The sequence below is a fragment of the Parabacteroides caecihominis genome, from assembly GCF_023656785.1.
Taxonomy (GTDB): Bacteria; Bacteroidota; Bacteroidia; order Bacteroidales; family Tannerellaceae; genus Parabacteroides; species Parabacteroides segnis.
Window position 1 is genome coordinate 31,530 of record NZ_JAMOKS010000020.1, and the last position, 19,506, is coordinate 51,035.

General features: G+C 41.2%; 11 protein-coding genes. All 11 read right to left on the reverse strand.

Features of this window, described 5'->3' with window-relative positions; genetic code table 11:
* Nucleotides 1-79: 79 nt before the first annotated feature.
* The gene (locus NBH14_RS17220; RefSeq protein ID WP_186960369.1) at nucleotides 80-1,804 is read right to left on the reverse strand and encodes a RagB/SusD family nutrient uptake outer membrane protein; all 1,725 of its coding nucleotides are present in this window, start codon (nucleotides 1,802-1,804) and stop codon (nucleotides 80-82) included.
* Between the two features lie 16 nt (nucleotides 1,805-1,820).
* On the reverse strand, nucleotides 1,821-5,216 hold the full coding sequence (locus tag NBH14_RS17225) for a TonB-dependent receptor (protein WP_250817677.1): 3,396 nt from the start codon (nucleotides 5,214-5,216) through the stop codon (nucleotides 1,821-1,823).
* Nucleotides 5,217-5,447: 231 nt separating this feature from the next.
* Complete coding sequence (locus NBH14_RS17230; protein WP_186960370.1) at nucleotides 5,448-6,446, reverse strand: FecR family protein; 999 nt, start codon at nucleotides 6,444-6,446, stop codon at nucleotides 5,448-5,450.
* Between the two features lie 80 nt (nucleotides 6,447-6,526).
* Entirely contained in the window at nucleotides 6,527-7,105 is a 579-nt protein-coding gene (locus tag NBH14_RS17235) for an RNA polymerase sigma-70 factor (RefSeq protein WP_186960371.1), read from the reverse strand.
* A 755-nt stretch (nucleotides 7,106-7,860) separates the two neighbouring features.
* Entirely contained in the window at nucleotides 7,861-8,340 is a 480-nt protein-coding gene (locus tag NBH14_RS17240; protein ID WP_186960372.1) for a helix-turn-helix domain-containing protein, read from the reverse strand.
* Between the two features lie 456 nt (nucleotides 8,341-8,796).
* Entirely contained in the window at nucleotides 8,797-11,703 is a 2,907-nt protein-coding gene (locus NBH14_RS17245; protein WP_186960373.1) for a glycoside hydrolase family 2 TIM barrel-domain containing protein, read from the reverse strand.
* A 228-nt stretch (nucleotides 11,704-11,931) separates the two neighbouring features.
* The gene (locus NBH14_RS17250) at nucleotides 11,932-12,810 is read right to left on the reverse strand and encodes a DUF4998 domain-containing protein (protein ID WP_186960374.1); all 879 of its coding nucleotides are present in this window, start codon (nucleotides 12,808-12,810) and stop codon (nucleotides 11,932-11,934) included.
* A 32-nt stretch (nucleotides 12,811-12,842) separates the two neighbouring features.
* Entirely contained in the window at nucleotides 12,843-14,024 is a 1,182-nt protein-coding gene (locus tag NBH14_RS17255; protein ID WP_186960375.1) for a DUF5000 domain-containing lipoprotein, read from the reverse strand.
* A 30-nt stretch (nucleotides 14,025-14,054) separates the two neighbouring features.
* Nucleotides 14,055-15,956 carry a RagB/SusD family nutrient uptake outer membrane protein gene (locus NBH14_RS17260; RefSeq protein WP_186960376.1) on the reverse strand — a complete coding sequence of 634 codons (1,902 nt, stop codon included), beginning with the start codon at nucleotides 15,954-15,956 and terminating at the stop codon, nucleotides 14,055-14,057.
* A gap of 20 nt (nucleotides 15,957-15,976) precedes the next feature.
* Nucleotides 15,977-19,204, reverse strand: a complete 3,228-nt coding sequence (locus NBH14_RS17265) for a SusC/RagA family TonB-linked outer membrane protein (RefSeq protein WP_186960377.1) — start codon at nucleotides 19,202-19,204, stop codon at nucleotides 15,977-15,979.
* A gap of 76 nt (nucleotides 19,205-19,280) precedes the next feature.
* Entirely contained in the window at nucleotides 19,281-19,433 is a 153-nt protein-coding gene (locus tag NBH14_RS17270; protein ID WP_186960378.1) for a hypothetical protein, read from the reverse strand.
* Between the last annotated feature and the right edge of the window lie 73 nt (nucleotides 19,434-19,506).

Consider the following 19,506-nt stretch of genomic DNA (forward strand, 5'->3'; position numbering starts at 1 on the left):
GTCAGTATTAAAAAAACGGATTCCGGTATCTTACTCATTAAGGTAAACCAGAATCCGTCTTACGTATTTTAGAATCTAATTATAACACAGGATCAAAACTGCCTCCCCAGTCCTTATTCTGATCGAGATTCGGATTCTTTTCTATTTCATCCTTACTGATCGGGAAGAAATAGTAAGATTCAGGCATGTACATGGCATCTTCACCCGTAGGATTCTGGAAGATCAGGTCGATCACTTGATAATCGAATTCCTCCGGCATCAAAGTGTAGCTAGCTGCCCGGTTCATCGCATCAGTCATATCGATGCCGGCTTTCACATTTGCCAGAATACCGTACTTATGCTGTCCGTTCAGATAAGTATGCAGCATACGGTGACGGCGTAAATCCCAGAAACGCTGGCCTTCAAAGCAGAACTCGATACGTTTCTCATCCAGTAAAGCCAAACGCATTTCCTCCCGTGACATTCCGGCTTTCAACCCATACAGATTGTTTACCCCCGGTTCGATACCTGCCCGTTTACGGATAGCGACCAGCGTTTCATAGCCTTCGGCCGTACTTCCGTTCTCATTGGCAGTTTCCGCTAAGTTAAACATAATTTCCGGATAACGGATCTCGAGCCAGTCCACATCATTCAGAGTAACCTGTGCTACCGGAAGCTCTTCCATGATTCCTTTCTTACAATATAAACCGGTACGGTTATGATGTTCTCCTTGTATATTATATCCGAAAGCGTCCAGCGAATTAGCTATGTTCGGTGTCGTATATTGACGACGTCCGGCTTTACCGCTTAATTCATAAATACCTCCGTTATAAACAATGACGGCATCGAAACGCGGGTCTCTGTTTTTCCAGAATTCCTGTACGTTATAAGAATATTTATCGGATTCACCGGCTTTCTTACCGTCTTTCATCGGGAACGATTCAACTAATCCCCAGGTCGGTTGGTCACCGCCAGTTGCATTTTTCGATTCCGATAGCGGACGGACTGCATCTTCCGCACGTCCGTTCACTTTTGTAGGATTAGAATATATGATCGGCAGGATCGCTTCCGAATGTTTTTTCGTTTCAAAGACATCCGTATAATTATCGACCAGTCCGTAACCATTCTGATCCAGCAACTCTTTTGCCGATTTCGCAGCATTATAAGCATCTTTCCAATAACTGTTGTTGTAAGGGCTCGACGGGTTAAATTGCGGACTTGCCTTGTATAACAGGACACGACTTTTAAAGGCAGCTACGATACACTGATCAATGCGTCCGTAACTATCCCCGGAGTTTTTGACCGGTAAAAGCTTAGCTGCCTCATCCAGGTCGGAAAGGATAAATTCGAAACATTCGGCAGTCGAATTCCGCTTCACATTCAAATCATCTTCCAACGACTGAGGTTCTTTGATAATGGGAACGCCTCCATGCAGACGGACCATCTTAAAATACTGGAACGCACGCATAAAATAGGCCTGTCCCTTCATCAAATTCTTTTCACTCTCAGGCAACGTCCCTTCATCTACATTCTTCAACAACGTATTAATATTACGGATGCTGGTATAAGGCCAGAACTTAAACGACGAATTATTCGGTTGTACGGCATCTTTTCCCATAATACCCAGGCATTCATCCGAATTTCCGCCATCCCGGGGCCAGGTTAAATTCAATACATTCCCATATATATCGGTCAGGAACGCCGATGTCAGCTTCGAATCATTCCACACATCCGGGCCATAATTACTCAAATCTTTTGTATCCAGCACATTACAACCGGAAAAAGCTAAAAGGCTTGCGGCTATTACTGCATATATCTTTTTCATACTACTAAATAATCTATTAGAAATTAATACTTAAACCACCTGTATATGTTCTCATCAGAGGATAAGAATCCAACGTATCCTGTTCCGGATCCATTTCGTCCATGCCTGAGATACAGAATAAGTTAGTTGCATTAACGAACAACTGCACATTGCTCACACCCAGTTTCGAAAACCACGTACGAGGTAATGTATAACCGATATTCAGATTCTTCAAACGCAGATAAGCTCCGTTCCTCATCCAGTAAGTAGAACCGGCAGCACCGTATTCTTCCTGCCATTCGCCACTTACACGCGGATATTTCGCATCTACATTATCCGGTCTCCAGACATCGCCGGTCCATAATTCGAAGTAAGGTTTATCACCTGTCTGGAATACGCCGTCACCATTCTTGGTCTTCAGCATACGGTCGTAAGCTCCTACTCCCTGGAAGTGAGCATCCAACGTGATACCTTTCCACGATAGATTGAAACCGAAACCATAGTTGATACGGGGAGTTCCCTTGTCAGAGAGATACGTCCTATCATTGCTGTCGATTTTTCCGTCGGCACCTTCCGAATAGTTGGAACCGCGGATATCCTTGAACAGGAATGTACCTAGAATCGGTTTACGGCCGAATTGTGTAAAGCCTTCAGGAAGCGCATCCAGTTGTTCCTGTGTACGAATAATGCCTTCGCAGAGATATCCCTGCAGACGGGTATTCGGATGACCGATCGCACTTCTCCATGCTTCCAGCCCTTCAGCTTCATCCAATACTTTCCAGGTATCTTTCACATAACCCAAGTTAGCATATACACTGTAATCCAGAGAACGATATGTATCCGACCATTTCAAAGAAACTTCAGTACCTTTCCAATCCTGCTCTGCATAATTCTCGTTACTCAGGCTGGCACCATAAGTACCTGGAATAACACGGTTACGGGCTCTAAGGATATGATTCTTATTTTTATAGAAGTAGTCGAACTCACCACTCAGACGATTATCGAAGAAACCGAAATCAAGGCCGATATCATAGACTTCCAGTTTTGCCCATGAAATATACGGATTAGCCGTACTACCTACCGTCAGGCCATTCTGGTAGTTATCACCGAAAATGAAACCGGTTCCGTTCTTATACGACTCACGCCACAAGAAGGCAGCGATATTGTCTTCGCCGTCCCAGTTATTATCATCACCGGTCGTACCGTAAGAACCACGGATCTTCAGGTTGCTTAACCATGAAATATTCTTCATGAAACCTTCTTCCGACATACGCCATGCAACAGAACCTGAAGGGAAGAATCCCCAACGTTCACCCGGAGCAAATTTATAGTTACCATCTTCACGGAAAGAAAATTCTGCAATATATTTATCTGCATATGAGTAGTTGAAACGTCCTACAACGGACTGGCGTGCCTTTTCCCATTCGCTACCGTTGAAGTAACGGCGCTGTGTATCGCTGGAGGTGACAAATATCTGGTCGATCGATGTAGTAAGCATATCGTCGGCTGTACCGTTCAGCGTCTTACCGCCTGATTCAGACTGTTCATACACCAATAAAGCGGATACGGCATGTTTTTTATTGAATACCTTGTCATATTGCAGGAACCAGTTGATCTGATAAGAATGATCCAGTTTGACCATCTCACGGATACCTTCATAATTGGAACTCAGGTTGTGAACAACCATATCATTCGGATCGACCTTTGCCGGAATAAATTTATTTTCCGCACTCGCGCTCTTGAAACGATATCCTTTGTTATGAGTCAGGAAGCCTTTCAGATTCTCGTCATAAGCCGTGTATTGTGCCAGGAAGCTGGTTTTCAATCCATCGACAAACTGCCCCAGGTCGAGATTAAAACGAACCTGTCCGTCGATCGTCCGTCTTGTTGTTTTCTGATAACGATTACCTAGTACCATATCGACCGGATTCCATGAACCGGCTGTCACCGGATTGGCATTCGTATCGGTCGTCGGGTTACCGTTATCGTCCACATAAAATGGGTATAAACGAGTCCAGTTGAAAGTTGTACGATAAAAATCAGGCACATTAAAGTCGTCCACATTATCATACGGCCAATAAAAACGATTATATTCCTTCTGGTTACCGCTCAGGTTAAAGTTCACATTGAAACGTTTGGAAACATGCGCCGTAATATCGGAACGGAAATTGTATTTCTTGAAATCCAGTTTCTTATAAGAACCGTTCTCGTCATGGAAGCCCAGCATCATATAATAAGTAATACGATCGCTACCTCCGTTGACACTGATATTATGTTGCTGGGAAGACGGATTTCTCCATACGTAATCATTAACATTATAACTCTTATCAGCGAAATAATCGAATATCTCCTGTCCGTAAGGTGCCGGAAGCCCTTTGGTTTCCGCTACACGGTTTGCCCAGATCAGCTCATCGGTTGCCGAATAATCCTGCAAAGAACGGGTCGTATTGGAGACACTGAAAACACCCTTGTACTGGAATTCCGGTTTCTGGTTCTTACCACCCTTCGTTGTTACCAGTACAACGCCGTTACCAGCCTTCGAACCATAGATAGAAGCACTGGCCGCATCTTTCAGGAAGCTGATATTATCTACCTCATTCGGGTCCAGGGCATCAAAGGCAGCTTTATCTTTGATTACATTATTAATAACGAACAAAGGTTCACCAAAACTACCGCGCATACGGATCTTGGAAGAAGCACCCGCCATACCGGAAGTAGTTGTTACCGTTACACCCGGAGCACGTCCCGCCAGCGTATTAGACAAGTTAGAGGTCGGGATCTTGTTCAGATCATCCGTTTTCACGGAAGTGATGGCACCGGTCAGATTCACTTTTTTCTGCGTACCGTAACCTACTACCACAACCTCATCGATCAACTGCGTATCTTCTTTCAGTGTGATCATTAAATTCGTCTGGTTTCCTACTTTTTCATGGAAACTCTGGTATCCGATATAAGAAACCTGCAAGGTTGCATTATCCGGAACCTGTAATGTAAAATTACCATCGATATCCGTTACCGTACCGATCGTTGTTCCGGTGACGGCTACAGCAGCACCTATGATCGGTTCATTGTTATGATCCACCACTTTACCGGTCAGTTTCTTTCCCTGCTGTTGTGCGGCAGCAACATCTTCCAACGTTTTCGGAACAATGATGATCTTTTTGTTTTCTACCTTATAAGAACACTCGGGCAAGATCACGGTAAGGATTTCATCGATCCGTTTCTTTGCCACATGGATACTTACCCTACGGTTGGTATCGATTGCTTTGTCATTATAAAAAAAGGTGAATTCACTTTTACTCTCGATATCCTTCAAAACTTCTTTGACGGTAGAGTTTTTCATGTTCAAATCAATTCTGGTGCTTTGAGCATAAGTTTCTACAGCAGAAACCTTAAACAGCACGACGGTTAACAAAATCAGGACTATTTTCATTCCCCGAAAGTTTATTTCTGTTAAGAAAGGACATAATAAGCCCTTCCCATAAAATTTATTCATATTTTTACATGGATTTTTCTAGTTAGACATGTATCCCATTCCCTGCCAGAGGTGATGTGATTGTTTAATTAAAATCTTCGGAATAGGTGAATGTTACCGCATTCGCCTATTTTCTTTTTCTCTACGTGTCTGGTCTCATAAGCATTCTTTTTTAAGGTTAATACTCTATTACTTTGGCATAATAAATGCCTTCCCGTTTTTTATCTGATAGCTGATCGGAATGATAAAACTCATAGCCCTCAATATCTCGTCGATATCTTCCTGACGGATTGTAAAAGACATATAAGTCGATTCAGCAAATTTTTCCGGACACACAATATCCATATTATACCATCCCTCCATACTGATCAGAATATCGGACAAAGGACGATTATCGAAAACAAGCCGGTCTTTGATCCAATCGGCATATAAACTTGCATTGGCCGATTTTACCGATACGGCATGGAGGTCCCTCTTATATTCAAATACTTCATTCGGTTTCAAATAGATCTCCTTGCGAACGGAAGGACCGGATATTTTTACGCTTCCACTCAATAAAGCCGTCTCTATATTATCTTTAAAAGGATAACTCGATATATTAAAACTCGTACCCAACACCTCCACGTCCACATCACCCGCTTTTACGATAAACGGCTTTTTTTCGTCCTTTACTACTTCAAAATAAGCGCCTCCGACCAGATTGACCGTTCTCTTGCCATCAGCGAACTGATCGGGATAGACCAGGCGGCTCTCCGAATTCAGCCAGACAACCGTCCCGTCCGGTAAAGTAAATTTACCTTTACTGCCTTTAGCCGTTATCAGCTGGTTCTGTACCATCAGTTTCGGTTCCGTCTGTTCAATGCTCAACCAAAAGTACAATCCGAACAAAACAAGCAAAACGGCAGCAGCCTGGTACCAACGGATAAATGATCGCCGGGTTTTCTTCCCGATCCGTTCATGTTCGTTCATAATACGCATCTTCAACCTGTCGAGAGCAATATCCACTTCCAGTTCATTGTCGGCAGAAGCATTACACGAAAGCCACAGATCTCTCGTATCCGTAAAATCACTTCTGTTCTTTTCCGATTCCTTCAGCCACTGAAGCAATTGTCTTTTCTCTTCCAGGCTTGCCGAACCGTCCAGGTAACGGATTATTATAAAATTTATATCAGTTGTAAAATTCTCCATATTTTCCATTCTATTAGTAGTACAAAATTTCAGGGTTTTACCCTACCCTCTATTTGAAATATTTTTTATTCGTCTTTACGTTAAGATATTCCCGACAATAAAATAAGCAATGAAATCAACCCCTCTTCAATCAAATGTTCTTTCAGTCCTGACAATGCTTTACTTATCTGTTTCTCAACAGCTTTTATACTGATTTCCAATTGTTCGGCTATTTCACGATTCTTCAAACCGTATGAACGGCTGAGTAAAAATATTTTCTTGCATTGCGGTGATAATGTATCTATAAATAAGTTTATTTCGGCTTCCAGTTCTTTTAAAAGTAAACTTTGCTCCGAGTTCAGAATATTAGCGGACATATATTGTTCAAGGATATCGCTTTCATTACTATCATCCAATGAATATTCTTTATTCTGATATTTTTTATGCATCACATTGATGGACCTGTTGTATACCGATTTGAACAAATAGGATTTTACCGCACCTTCAAATTCGATCGAATCGCGTCTTTGCCAAAGTTCGAAAAAAGTGTCCTGCACAATATCTTCCGCAAGGTCCGTATCATTTACAAAACGGAACGCATATGTCCTTAAAGGCTTATAAAAGCGTTTGAAGAGTGTCCCCAAAGCTGCTATTTCATATATATCTTTCTCTGAACTCATGCTTTTGAAAGGTTTAAGTGTTGTGGACAAAAGATTGAAACACACCAAAAACCGTAATAAGTCAGAGGACGTATAAACCATAGTTCATCTAGAACTATGTACTATATTAATATTCATTGGCTATATAGAATATGAGTTTGTTGTTAAAAAGAAGGATTTTTTCTGGAAGTACAAGGATTTCTTGTCTGAAAATTATAAAGCATGGTATAAATTTATAGAAAGAGATACTGCTTTATCCGGATTAACAGACAAAGCACCCTATTATATTCATTATAAAACTAGATTAATAAGGAAGTTGACTGGATTTTCACACTCAATTACCAAAGTTCTAGATGAACCGCGTTTTTATAAAAAAACTCAGACAGAAAACAAAAAGAGGCTACATAACAACAATATATCGCTACCAGAGGACAAAAGAAAGTTCCCGAAACTAAAGAACAAGTGCTAAAATAGTTAAATTTATCTATTCCACACTGTTGCATTTCTACCTTTGGATATAGCCTGAGAAATTCAGGCAATTTATATATATTAAAGCCTCGAACAATATTTCTCTTTAAGCCCACCGGGATATGAAGTCTTAATCCGGTCTGATCTATCACCCCGAATTCTACCCATTCATTTTTATCACCAAAATGCTCAGATAAATAGCTATATAAACAGGTGATAATTTTCCTCATACCTCAAAAGTGTGATTACATTTTATTTCGTAAAGATATGTATTTTTTCATATCTGCTAAAGACGAAATGAAATTATTCTAATTTATCCGGTCTATCCGGTTGCCATAAAGCCCTTCGGCTTCGGAAAAGAGATTGCCGGCAGATTGTTTTCCATTCTCTTTCTGAGAAGCATCTTTTACTTCCGGAGCAGCGATCAGAGTTGTATAACCATGTACTTTTATTAAACTCCCTCCCTGTATTTTAGTAACGGAGATCAGGTGGAGGGCTTCCAACTTGCGGATCAGGCGATTGATCGAACCGATGTTGATACCTGACAAGTCGGCTAATTCCTGTTGCGTACCGACATACTCTCCTCTTTTGCATGGAACCTTCCGTCCGTTCAATTTGGCATAGCCATCGGCAAAAAAACAAATGTCGAATAACAATATATGAAGCTGCCCCAATTGGCGAGTAGCCGGACACTTTAGCAAATTCAGGGTATAACGCGGAATTTTCACGTAAGGCAATCCCATCAAATCGATTGCCAGCTTCTCATTAACAGATCGGAACTCATCCATAGCATCAAATTTTATTAACAAATATTACGATGTAACTCCCGATGTAAACGGTGCAATTTCCTATTCACATTTAACAATCTATCAATAAGCTATTTAGACCACCTACTGAAATTAGTTTTATTTTTGCCCGATGTAACGATCGCGATTCCTTATATTATATATAATAAATAATTTAAAAATAAAATATAAAGATACAGGCATTTTTTTTGAAAAAAATAGAATATGCATCCTTTAAATCAATCGTAAAGATATAAAACACATTACAATTACGACACTGTTTCGTTGATTATTTTTTACATCATTCCTTATTATGCCTGTAAAAGCATCTATTTATAGTATTATTCTCTGAAAAAAATAAGGGACCTTTGAATTCAAAAGTCCCTTATTTCGTAATTAAAAGTCCTGTCTTAACATTTCAAAACACCGGACCTTTTTTCTGGTATCTTAGATCTGTCTTTACGGATGAAAAGAAACCGTTACCTTCCCCTGTACTTTATCACCTTTTCGCAACGGCCTGTATTCTTTCTCGGCATGAGGAATCAGGAAGTTTTCCTTTCCCGGATTGTTATAATCGGCAACCAATAAACGAATCGCATCACCCTCTATCCAGGCACGGACATACTGCGTTCCATCGGATTTCACGGTGATAGATTGTCCTGATTTGTCTTTCAGACAGGCTGAGTAAATATTCTCCTTCGTAGAACGAAACATGTTTGAACCGGCTGCCGTCTGATCATACGACCAGGATTTTACAGGCTGTTTGGAAGGACCAGCCAGTCCGGATACAGGCAATGAGGAATCGAATGCTTCTGCTTGTCCCGTCAATGCTCCTATATGATCTTCCGGATACACGTTCCAATATCCTTTCCGTTTCCAATCCAGATGAGTGAAAGAAGAAGGCAAGGAAAATACCAGTCCTGTCTGTCTCGGAGATATATCCTGAAGCATAGTGAAGTCATAGACAAAAGTGACTTCTCCATTTTTATGAAAACGATACTCAAATATGCCTTCGGCTTCTTTATAAATTCCTTTTACTTTTATGCTAATAAGCTCATCGCCCGGCAGGCAGGTAACAGACTGAGCTACCCAATTTTCGCAGACTGGGTTATATGGCTTGAACTTCTGGTCTTTACCGATCATCTGGACACCTTCACCATCTCCGTTCAACGGCAGTACCATCAAAGCTGGAGATTGCAACAATATAGTATTTCCTCCCTGACCGGCAGACAACAATCCGTTGCGCTTATCCACAGTAAATGCTCCTCCTGTTGACTGAATCTCGATAACATCGGCTTTTTCCTGACAAGACAGTTTTCCTGACTGCCCCTGTTCCTGCGGCTTGATCTGTTCCGGCAAAATACGGAAACAGTATTCATCGATCACAAAACCACGAACGCCGGTGACTGTCAATTCAAGCATCTCCGTATTCCGTAAAGATTCCGGTAACTGAACCTCGAACTCTCCCTCCGAACGGGGAGCAACATCGGTTGTTATCCTGCCGCTCTTTCCTCCGGCTTTCCACTCGATGGAACATTCCGACAGATCACTGAAATTATGACGGTTCTCCACATGGAAACGGACAATACCGTCGGCCGACATATTTCCTTTCTGTATGATCTTAACCGGACTAAAGGCTTTCTTCATTCCCCAATATTCCGGTTTTTCACGCCGCCATCCGTCTATCGGTCCCCAAGTTCCGTAACCGACCGCCTTTTCTCCCGGCAAAAAGAATGTATCGTCTATACCTGCCCATATCGCACCACCTAAAACACCCTGGCTATGATACATGTCATTCCACATTTTATCCAACAAAGGTCCCCACATACTACGAAGTCCCGGATCGGCAGCCAGTTCCAGGCGGTTATAAGCATTCAGATGGCAAAATTCGTCAAAAGTAACCGGACGCTTGCTGTTACGGTATTTATCCGGTCCGGTCGGTCCGGGATAATGATGATTGGTAACTTCAAGTTCGCCGTTATCGGCATCCGGACCCCACTGGCTAAAGATACGCGGACGTGTCGGGTCCATCTGTTTCACGACTTCACCCGCCTTTTTGAAATATTCGGCATACTTCAACGATTCATTTCCCAACGACCACATAATAACGGAAGGATGGCTGCGGTTCAGGTTTACCATCTCGACATGCTGGTTCACCAATACAGCATCGTGCATATCTTCCGGTACATTCGTGTTATGTGCCCAACAGAAAGGGGCTTCCACTTCTACCAGCATTCCCAATTCATCACAGGCTTCCAGCAAGGCTTCATCGGGTGGATAATGAGAGGTTCGGAAATAATTTACATTTCCACGGCGGAATAGTTCCACATCTTTCCGCCACATATCGTCATTCACGGAACGCCCCCGCAACGGCATGACCTCATGATGGCATACTCCGCGAAGTTTTACCGGCATATTATTAATGAACATCTGGTTTCCGCGAACTTCCACCTGGCGGAAACCGACACGGCGCATAGTTTCATGCAACACCTTTTTTCCCTCTTTCAACTGACAGGTGAGCGTATATAAATAAGGATGCTCGGAATCCCATTTTTCCGGCTTCGCTATATCAAAAGATATTTCAGCCTTTTCCGTCGCTCCCACCGCCATGTTTTGAACCGGACGAGCATTCTCTTTCAGTTGTATTTCTTTTCCATTTGCATCTTTCAACGTAAAATGAAGGGACAAACCGGATTTTACGGCAGACGATTCATTCGTTATTTCAATATTAGTCTTCAATACGGCATCGACATAAGAAGTATCGAAAGATGTACTGGCATGGAACATCGAAAGATTCACTTCGGGCAAGGCAAAAAGATAAAGATCTCTTGTTATACCACCCAATGGATGAACGGCATATTGCGAAGCACTGGATGTCGAATCGGCAAGACTTTCCGAAATGACAGAGACAGCAATACGGTTTTCTTTTCCTACCTGCACCAAATCCGTCACATCCAGTTCAAAAGCCGTAAAACCACCTAAATGAGAACCGGCCTCTTTTCCGTTTATATAAATCCGGCTATCACTGTATATGCCGTTACAACGCAACTTGATCTGTTGCCCACTCCAAGCAGAAGGAATAGTAAACGTACGGAAATAACCGGCGGCCTTCCCCTTCTCGACTTCAAAACCCTGCATCACCCATTCGCCGGGAACCTCTATGTTCTTCCAGTTACTAACACTTCCTTTCTTCCAGAATTCTTTTTCGGGAGAAGGGGTAAACTGCCAATTCCCTGCTAAAGGTACTTTCTGCTTTTCCACCTTGATGGGTAAAGGGGAAAGACGCGGAACAGTAAAATCCGCAGCACAAACTGATTGCAGGCATAAAACCGAAACCAGTAAGTAAAATAGTTTTCTTACATTCATATAGGTATTTTGTGTTTAAATGATATTAATACAATTTACATGTGCAAATTAACGACATTTATTCTTTTCGGCCCTGACTATAGTATAAACATAAGACTTTTATTCGGAACTAATTTGCAAGAAATGCATCAAAATCGGAACTACAGGCATAATAAAAAAGCCATCCTTAACTTACTATTAAGAATGGCCCTTTATTTGATCGATTATAGTACTTCGGGTTCTGTTTCCCTATTTACCATAAACATAGACCTCAGCTACACTCGTATAGGGTTCACGATTACTATCCGAAAGTAACAACTTCAGATAACGCCCTTTCATATCTATAGATCCGGGTATTGTAATTGAAGAACTGTCACCTTCCGACGTAGAAACATCAGAAACAGATAAAACCTCCCATGAACTACGGTCGTGTTTATATTCTGTCGGGAAAGGAGTTTCATATTCTTTCCATGCAGTGGCAAATGTATCAATCGCTACTTCTTCCGGAATATACAAAGATCTGTATTCAAAAGTTGAACCTGGCTTTACGTCCGGTAATTTGGCCAAATTATCAATAGATGGTATTTTTACGGTCGTTTGTGAACCATCGTTTTTTATGTAGCGTATTTCGTTGCGAACCAAATGCAGAGGTGCAGAATACCATTCGATAGTTCCTTCCTTATCCGACAGAGACAAACTCTTTATACCGCGATCGTTCAACGTAGCCCGGTAAGTATCACCATAAGAAGTACCAAAACTAGTTACAAACAAAGACTTATGTCCAAAATTATCTGTTGTTTGTATATTAAAGGTATAAGACTTTTCTTCCATATTATCCAATATGACGGAAATACTGTCATAACCGGTACTCAATTCAACCGGGATAATCAAAGAATCGAGTCTATCATTCCAATACACATCTACAGACCGGACATTCGGAGCATTGTAAGTACGACAGTTGAATAAAATCCGACCTTCACCGGCAATAAAATTCACCGAGTCAGGTTTAGGAGCATAAATGATCTCGCCGCCCTCGATATACTCTTTATGTACATCCATAAAGTCATCACAAGAAGTGAAAAACAAAACAGATACGGCAAATGCCACTAAGCTATATATTCTTTTCATAATTTATTCTTATTAAATGGTTGGTATATACATCATTCCTCGATACTTCCATAAAAGTCAACATCGGCTATATTCGAGAATGTGGCTCCTCCAAAAGCTGACATAAAAACCAAACGGACATACCGTACCGGAACTTGCGATAAATCAAAAGAAAACTCATGACCGTTTTTAGCTACATCCATATCCAGATCCGTCACTGTGGAGCCAGGAGAGCCGGAGGGTTTCACTATCTCACAATCCATCACTTTGGTCCATTCACTCCAATCTCCGCTTTGATCCGGTTTATGGTCACAAACATAAACTTCAAATGTTCTTGGATTACCATGTCCGTAAGCAATATTCGCTCCAAAATTATAAATTCGCTGATGTATAACTAAACGGCTTAACTTTGCAACAGTTCCCAAATCGAAAGTCGCAGGGGCACCCGGTAAAGCGTTCGTAATAAAACACCCGAATGTGTTATGATCGTCATCTAATATATAAGCATCTCTACCCTCCCAGTTCGTCAAACTTTTATCATTCGCCAAATTCATCACGCGCATATTTTTCTTGTTTAATTTTTCTTCAAACAAAGGAGTCACTTCAGCCGTGATCGTATCCGAATAATTATCATAATTATCACTTAATATCATGGAAAAATTATTCAAAACCGGAGCATAACCACGAATATTATAGACATTTTGATCAACGTCACTTGTCATAATATTCAAGGTAGACATCTGTCCCGTGGAATCAGGTCCTAAAAACTCAATATTAAGAGGTGCTTTTTCCGGATTTCTCCAAGTAAAACGAGCGCCTCCAAAATCTTGTTCGATGGTTACTGTCTTGACAGCTTTTGTCAAAGATGACTCCAACGGAGTAAACTTCACCTCTACCGGATCCGATAATTCCTGGGCACGATTCACGGCATAAAGGGTTGCCGTATGTTCCGATGTATCATTATATCCCTGAATCAATAATTTATTTTCATAGTATGAAGCTGTCACCTCATACTCTTTACCATTGGTTGCCGTATATACACATTTTACCGCCAACAAGTCTTCCGAATTAGGGATTTTATATGAAACGGCAGCTCCACCGGCAACAGGTTCAATCACAACGTTTGTAACAACTTCCGGCTTACCTAAACTCTCACTGATCGGTAATTGTTCCTTCTCTGAACAAGAAAATAAAAACGGAAGTAACAATATTAATTTAAAATATCTAGTATTCATATCTTTATCATAAATAATACAGATTAATAATTACCATCCCGGATTCTGAATCAATTGCGGATTCTTTACCAATTCCGATTCAGGTATGGGAGCGAAATAGTTTTTATATTCAAAAGATTGTTCATAAACGACTGTCGGTGTATAATAACCTTCAACATCTGATGCATTTATATTCCATCCTTCGATAGTACGATTCTGTTCTGTCTGAGCGGTTTTCCAACGATGACTATCCCAATAATAAACACCTTCACACGCTAACTCTATTTTACGTTCACGTTGGATTATAGCGCGCATTCCTTCTTTAGTTGCTGGTTTGTCCGGTTGATCCGAATATTTGTTCCAAGATTCAACAACTCCCTTCAAGCCAGCTCGTTCACGCACCATATCTATATATTTATATACTTCTGCATCCGGTGCATCTTTCGATTCATTCAGAGCTTCTGCGCACATTAATAACAAATCAGCATAACGCATATCCGGGAAAGGATAAGATTCCCAAGTGATACTATTAGCATCCCGGAAAGAAGAGTTAATAGAAACCAGCTTTTTCGGCCAATAACCGGTTGTATTATACTGCCCCGGATTTCCAGCAGAAGAATATTCTCCGAAACGATTTTTAGGATATAAACATTCAGCATCATCGTCCGGTAGATTCTTATAAGAATTTCCATACCATTTTCCCCTGTCAAAACCCAAGGTAGAGTAAAAACGAGGCTCACGATCAAAATTCAAAGCCGCAGTTTGTTCACCTTTCTGAATATAATAGCGATGTTCTTCGTCTCCCGTACGCAAGGCATAACGATTCGTATAATCGTATGTTTTATCTTCTTCAACAGGCACTCCATTTTTCGAATAAAACCGTTCAACTGTAGACAATGGAACACTCATCTTTTGTAAAACATTAGTAAGTGATACCGATGTCTCAAAATAAGTAAAACATTCAGATTGTAATCCACCGCCAGCAACTGATGCCGTGTTACTCCAGATAAGTTCGGGATTCCATCTGTGACTGATTGCCCCTCTTAATGTCTGGACCAACAATGTTTGGTCGGACAATGGTTTCGTTGCGATATAATCTGATGTTTGATATAAACGTACACCTGCCGATTCACATACCTCTACAGCTTTTTTGCAAGCATCCGCGGCAGCCGTCCAACGTGCAGGATCATACACCTGGTTAAAGAACGGTTCACCATTGTGATCCAGGAAACTATTATAGTCTGTGTTTCCGTTAAATAACGGACTCGCCCAATATAACAGCACTTTTGCTTTTAGCATATAAGCTGCTGGTCGAGTAAAACGACCTAATTCCGTTGCCGGATTAGTTAAGATCAATGGCAAACTTTCACTGTCTACCACCTCATTAAGCAAATCCATGATATACTGAAAACAGTCATCCACTTTTTCACGATAAACACGGACTCCCTGCGTTGATTCATTTACTGGCGGACTTTCACGCAACGGGCAAATTGGACCATAATAAGACAACAAATAAAAATGCAAATAAGCTTTTATCAGCTTTACCTCTGCGATCATACGTTGTTTTTCATATTCATCCAAGTCCTCTACATTAACAATTCCTTTCATAAAGGTATTACACTCACGAATACCGGCATACAACCCGCTACTCCAATAATTGATAAGAGCGCTAGTCGAACTATCATAACCTAATCCATACTGCATTCCCTTTTCTGTATTATATTCCGTATTCATAATCATTTCCAAAGCACCGAATATAGCAGGGTTTGCATTTCTGTCGGCAGAAGCCGGAAATTTCGAATAACAGGTTGCCAAATACTTTTCTACCGTATAACGATCCGCAAAAGCATGCTCTTCTGTTGCAATATTGTCCGGAACAACATCCAAGAAATCACAGGAAGTCGTAACAACAGCCACACATGTGCATAAAATATATTTATATATTGATTTCATCTTCTTTTGATTTAATTATTTTAGAATCCCAAATTAATACCAACGTTGAAAACACGCTGAATCGGGTACCCAAAGCCATTACCAGCCATTTCCGGATCCCATAGTTTGAATTTACTCCAGCACAAGAGATTCGTTCCACTAACATAAACGCGGAAGTTCTGTACTTTGATCTTCTTGATCAGATCTCTCGGAAACGTATAACCAAGCTCAACCGACTTCAGACGAAGAAAAGTTGCATCCTGCATAAACCAAGTACTTGTCTGATTATTATTAGCAACAGTTTGATTTGATAATCTAGGCCAGAAAGCATACGGATTACGGTTATTTTCCGACCAATAGTTACCTGCGATAACCTGTAAGACCTGATTCTGTCCGGTAAGGCCGTCATCATCACTCTCTCCGGCATTTCCATCCATAAAAGGAGTAATCCTTTTTTGATCCAACCAAAAAGACTGGCGGCCAGAACCCTGGAAAAAGAAAGAGGCATCAAATCCTTTGTAACCGACTGAAAGCCCGAAGCCATAGTTGATCTCAGGAGTTGTCGGATAACCGATAGGAACTTTATCCAGCTCGGATATCTTTCCATCTCCATTCACATCACGATATTTAATATCACCGGCCTTATATTCACCAAACTGTGTCGGTGAGTTTTTAATCTCTTCGTCATCCACGAACAAACGTTCGGCAATATACCCCCAGGTCTGTCCTAATGATTTACCGACTTTCGATAGCCAAGGAGTAGCGCTGTAATCCGGTTCTTCCCACTCTACCGCTTCACTGGTCGCATATGTAAATGTCCCACGTCCTGTCAACCACCAGTCTTTGTTGAAGCTCTTCTCATAATTCAGTTCCATATCGACACCATGGCCTTTCGCCTTTCCCAAATTGGCCTTTACAGCCGGAAGGATTCCCATCGTCCCAGGAATAACACGATCCAAAAGAATGTTTTTTCTACGTTCGGTAAAATATTCCACATTGGCTGATAAACCAAAGGTAGTCGTTGCCTCAAAACCAACATTCATTTTATAAGAGGTTTCCCAACCGATCTGGTCATTAGCATACCGATTAAACTTAACACCTCCTGGATTATAATCCATCAAAGTACCCCAGGCAACAGAAGAACCGGCACTCATATTTACATCCGACAGATAATAGAAGCGGTCATTTCCACTACCGATCTGATCCTGACCAGCCATACCATAAGATCCTTTAAATTTAAACTGGGAAAATACATCTTTCAACGGCTCGAAAAATCCTTCATTGGAAACCATCCAACCTAATGCTCCCGATGGAAAGAATCCCCAGCGATTATTTTTTGAAAATCGTTCGGAACCATTATATCCAAAAGTAAATTCACCAAAATAGCGAGAGTCGTAATTATAGGCCAAACGACCGGCCAAACCGATATTCCGATAGGGTAACGACAACTGGAGGTTATCAGCGATACCGGATTTCTGGTCACGCATTGTATAAACCAACAAGGCATTTACACTATGTTTATCTTCAAATAAACGAGTATATTCAGCTTTTCCCTCAAAATAGATACTACTGTTGATTTTACGTTGTCCCGGTTGATAGTCGATCCATTCTGTCCCTTCGGTTGGATTCAAACGGCTTAATTTATAAGATTGATCCTGTATGTTGAAAGAACTGATATTATAATAGAACGGTTTATATGCACGATTCACAGTATATTCCGAATAGCGATCCATATTGACTAGCACACTGGCTGTCAAACCTTCTGTTATCATACTCAAATCCTGATTTAAAACGAATTGTGTCAGCATGGTATTCTTACTGTATTCGTTATAACCTCTTAATGACTGGGCATAAGGATTGATATAATTGGCATTCCCATAATTACCGAATAAGATATGGTTCGCATAAGCATATTGCTCATCCGGTTTATAATAAGCCTTAAACAAGACAGGATTTGCCTGCATCACATAATTATACATTGCACTGCCTCCACCGATCGGCCCCGAATAATCGTCAAAAGCAGCACTCATACGCAAAACCAGTTCTGTTGTCTTTGTCAGATTCACATTCACATTCGAACGAATCGTATATTTCATCAAATTGATATTCGAATTGAAGTTATTACGTTTATCGACTTTCATATTACCATTGTCTCGCGTCATATTTGCAGCAACATAATAGCGGGCTATCGCACCACCTCCACTCACACTGATATTGGCACGCTGGTTCATTGTCAAATCCCGAAACATAGTGCCATACCAATCTGTAGCCGGGAAAAAATCCGGATAAAGACCACGCTCCGTCATAACGATCTTTTCCTGGGTATACAACGCAAGCCCCATCGGGTCACGAGTTTTGATAGCCTCGTTCTGCATACGCATATAGGTAACGGGATCAGCCAACTTCAACTTCTCGGTAGGAGTCGAAAAGGAATTTTCCACACGGACATTCACAGAAACTTTACCTTCACGACCTTCTTTTGTTGTTACGGAAATCACACCGTTCGCACCACGCGCACCATACAAAGCCGTAGCCGTTGCATCCTTCATTATTGTAAAGCTGGCTATATCATCCGTGTTTAAACGAGACAAATCTTCGGTACTCAACTCAATACCATCGATCAAGATCAACGGGTCCTTTTTAGCTTCAGCCCCGAATGTCGTGATCCCCCGAATGAAAAAGTTCGCATTATCCTTTCCCGGTTCACCACTTGTCTGATAGGATATCAAACCTGCCACACGACCGGCAAATGCTGTAGTCAGATTGCTACTTGGTATTTTCAGCTCTGCCGGCTTTACCGTTGTGATGGCAGAAACCACGCTTTCTTTTTTCTGTTTAGCAAACGCTACAACCGTTACCTCTTCCAGTTCATCAGCTTTCGGTTCCAATACTATGTTCAGGAACTTCTCCCCTTTGTACGTGATCTCCTGGGGTTGCATACCGATAAAGGAAACGACCAGTATGTCGTTCACCTTAAGACCATCAAATTCAAAATTTCCATCTACATCGGCAATAACCCCCTTTGTACCGCCCTTAATCTGAACTGTAGCACCGGGGAGAGGATCGCCCCCGGTATCCGAAATCTTTCCTTTAAACTTTAAGTTCTGTGAAACATGGTCTACAATTGGTTCCGTTTCACCCTTTACACCATAGTGAAAGGTAGTCTGAATGTCCTCCCTTTCATCGTTTAATGTCTCATCCGCCAACAAGGGGGATGTACAAACTAATGATAGAGGAACAAAAAGACCTAACAGTGCTTTTGTTTTCATAATGTATAATTTTACAATAAATAAAAATGTATTTGATTTTCTAAATTTACTCGAATCACATTCCTCCTCTGATGAGTTAGTACTGGCATATCACAAGTGCCGGTAGTGGCACATTGCAGGCACCGGGAGTAAAGGTTTGACTTCCTACAGTTTCAAGCACCGGGATTTTATCTTCAGGATCTTTCGTCACATAATAGTAAGCGATCCATACTTTCGTTTTGCTTTGCATAATAGTTCGAATTGCGAAAGAAATTATCTTTCAGGTTTATAATGTCGTTTTTATAAATTATACTAATACAAAT

What these genes read in the sequence shown, in the direction of transcription:
- NBH14_RS17230 (WP_186960370.1), bottom strand. Translation starts at nt 6,446, where the DNA reads ATGGAGAATTTTACAACTGATATAAATTTTATAATAATCCGTTACCTG.
- NBH14_RS17270 (WP_186960378.1), bottom strand. Translation starts at nt 19,433, where the DNA reads ATGCAAAGCAAAACGAAAGTATGGATCGCTTACTATTATGTGACGAAA.
- NBH14_RS17250 (WP_186960374.1), bottom strand. Translation starts at nt 12,810, where the DNA reads ATGAAAAGAATATATAGCTTAGTGGCATTTGCCGTATCTGTTTTGTTT.
- NBH14_RS17235 (WP_186960371.1), bottom strand. Translation starts at nt 7,105, where the DNA reads ATGAGTTCAGAGAAAGATATATATGAAATAGCAGCTTTGGGGACACTC.
- NBH14_RS17225 (WP_250817677.1), bottom strand. Translation starts at nt 5,216, where the DNA reads ATGAAAATAGTCCTGATTTTGTTAACCGTCGTGCTGTTTAAGGTTTCT.
- NBH14_RS17245 (WP_186960373.1), bottom strand. Translation starts at nt 11,703, where the DNA reads ATGAATGTAAGAAAACTATTTTACTTACTGGTTTCGGTTTTATGCCTG.
- NBH14_RS17260 (WP_186960376.1), bottom strand. Translation starts at nt 15,956, where the DNA reads ATGAAATCAATATATAAATATATTTTATGCACATGTGTGGCTGTTGTT.
- NBH14_RS17255 (WP_186960375.1), bottom strand. Translation starts at nt 14,024, where the DNA reads ATGAATACTAGATATTTTAAATTAATATTGTTACTTCCGTTTTTATTT.
- NBH14_RS17265 (WP_186960377.1), bottom strand. Translation starts at nt 19,204, where the DNA reads ATGAAAACAAAAGCACTGTTAGGTCTTTTTGTTCCTCTATCATTAGTT.
- NBH14_RS17240 (WP_186960372.1), bottom strand. Translation starts at nt 8,340, where the DNA reads ATGGATGAGTTCCGATCTGTTAATGAGAAGCTGGCAATCGATTTGATG.
- NBH14_RS17220 (WP_186960369.1), bottom strand. Translation starts at nt 1,804, where the DNA reads ATGAAAAAGATATATGCAGTAATAGCCGCAAGCCTTTTAGCTTTTTCC.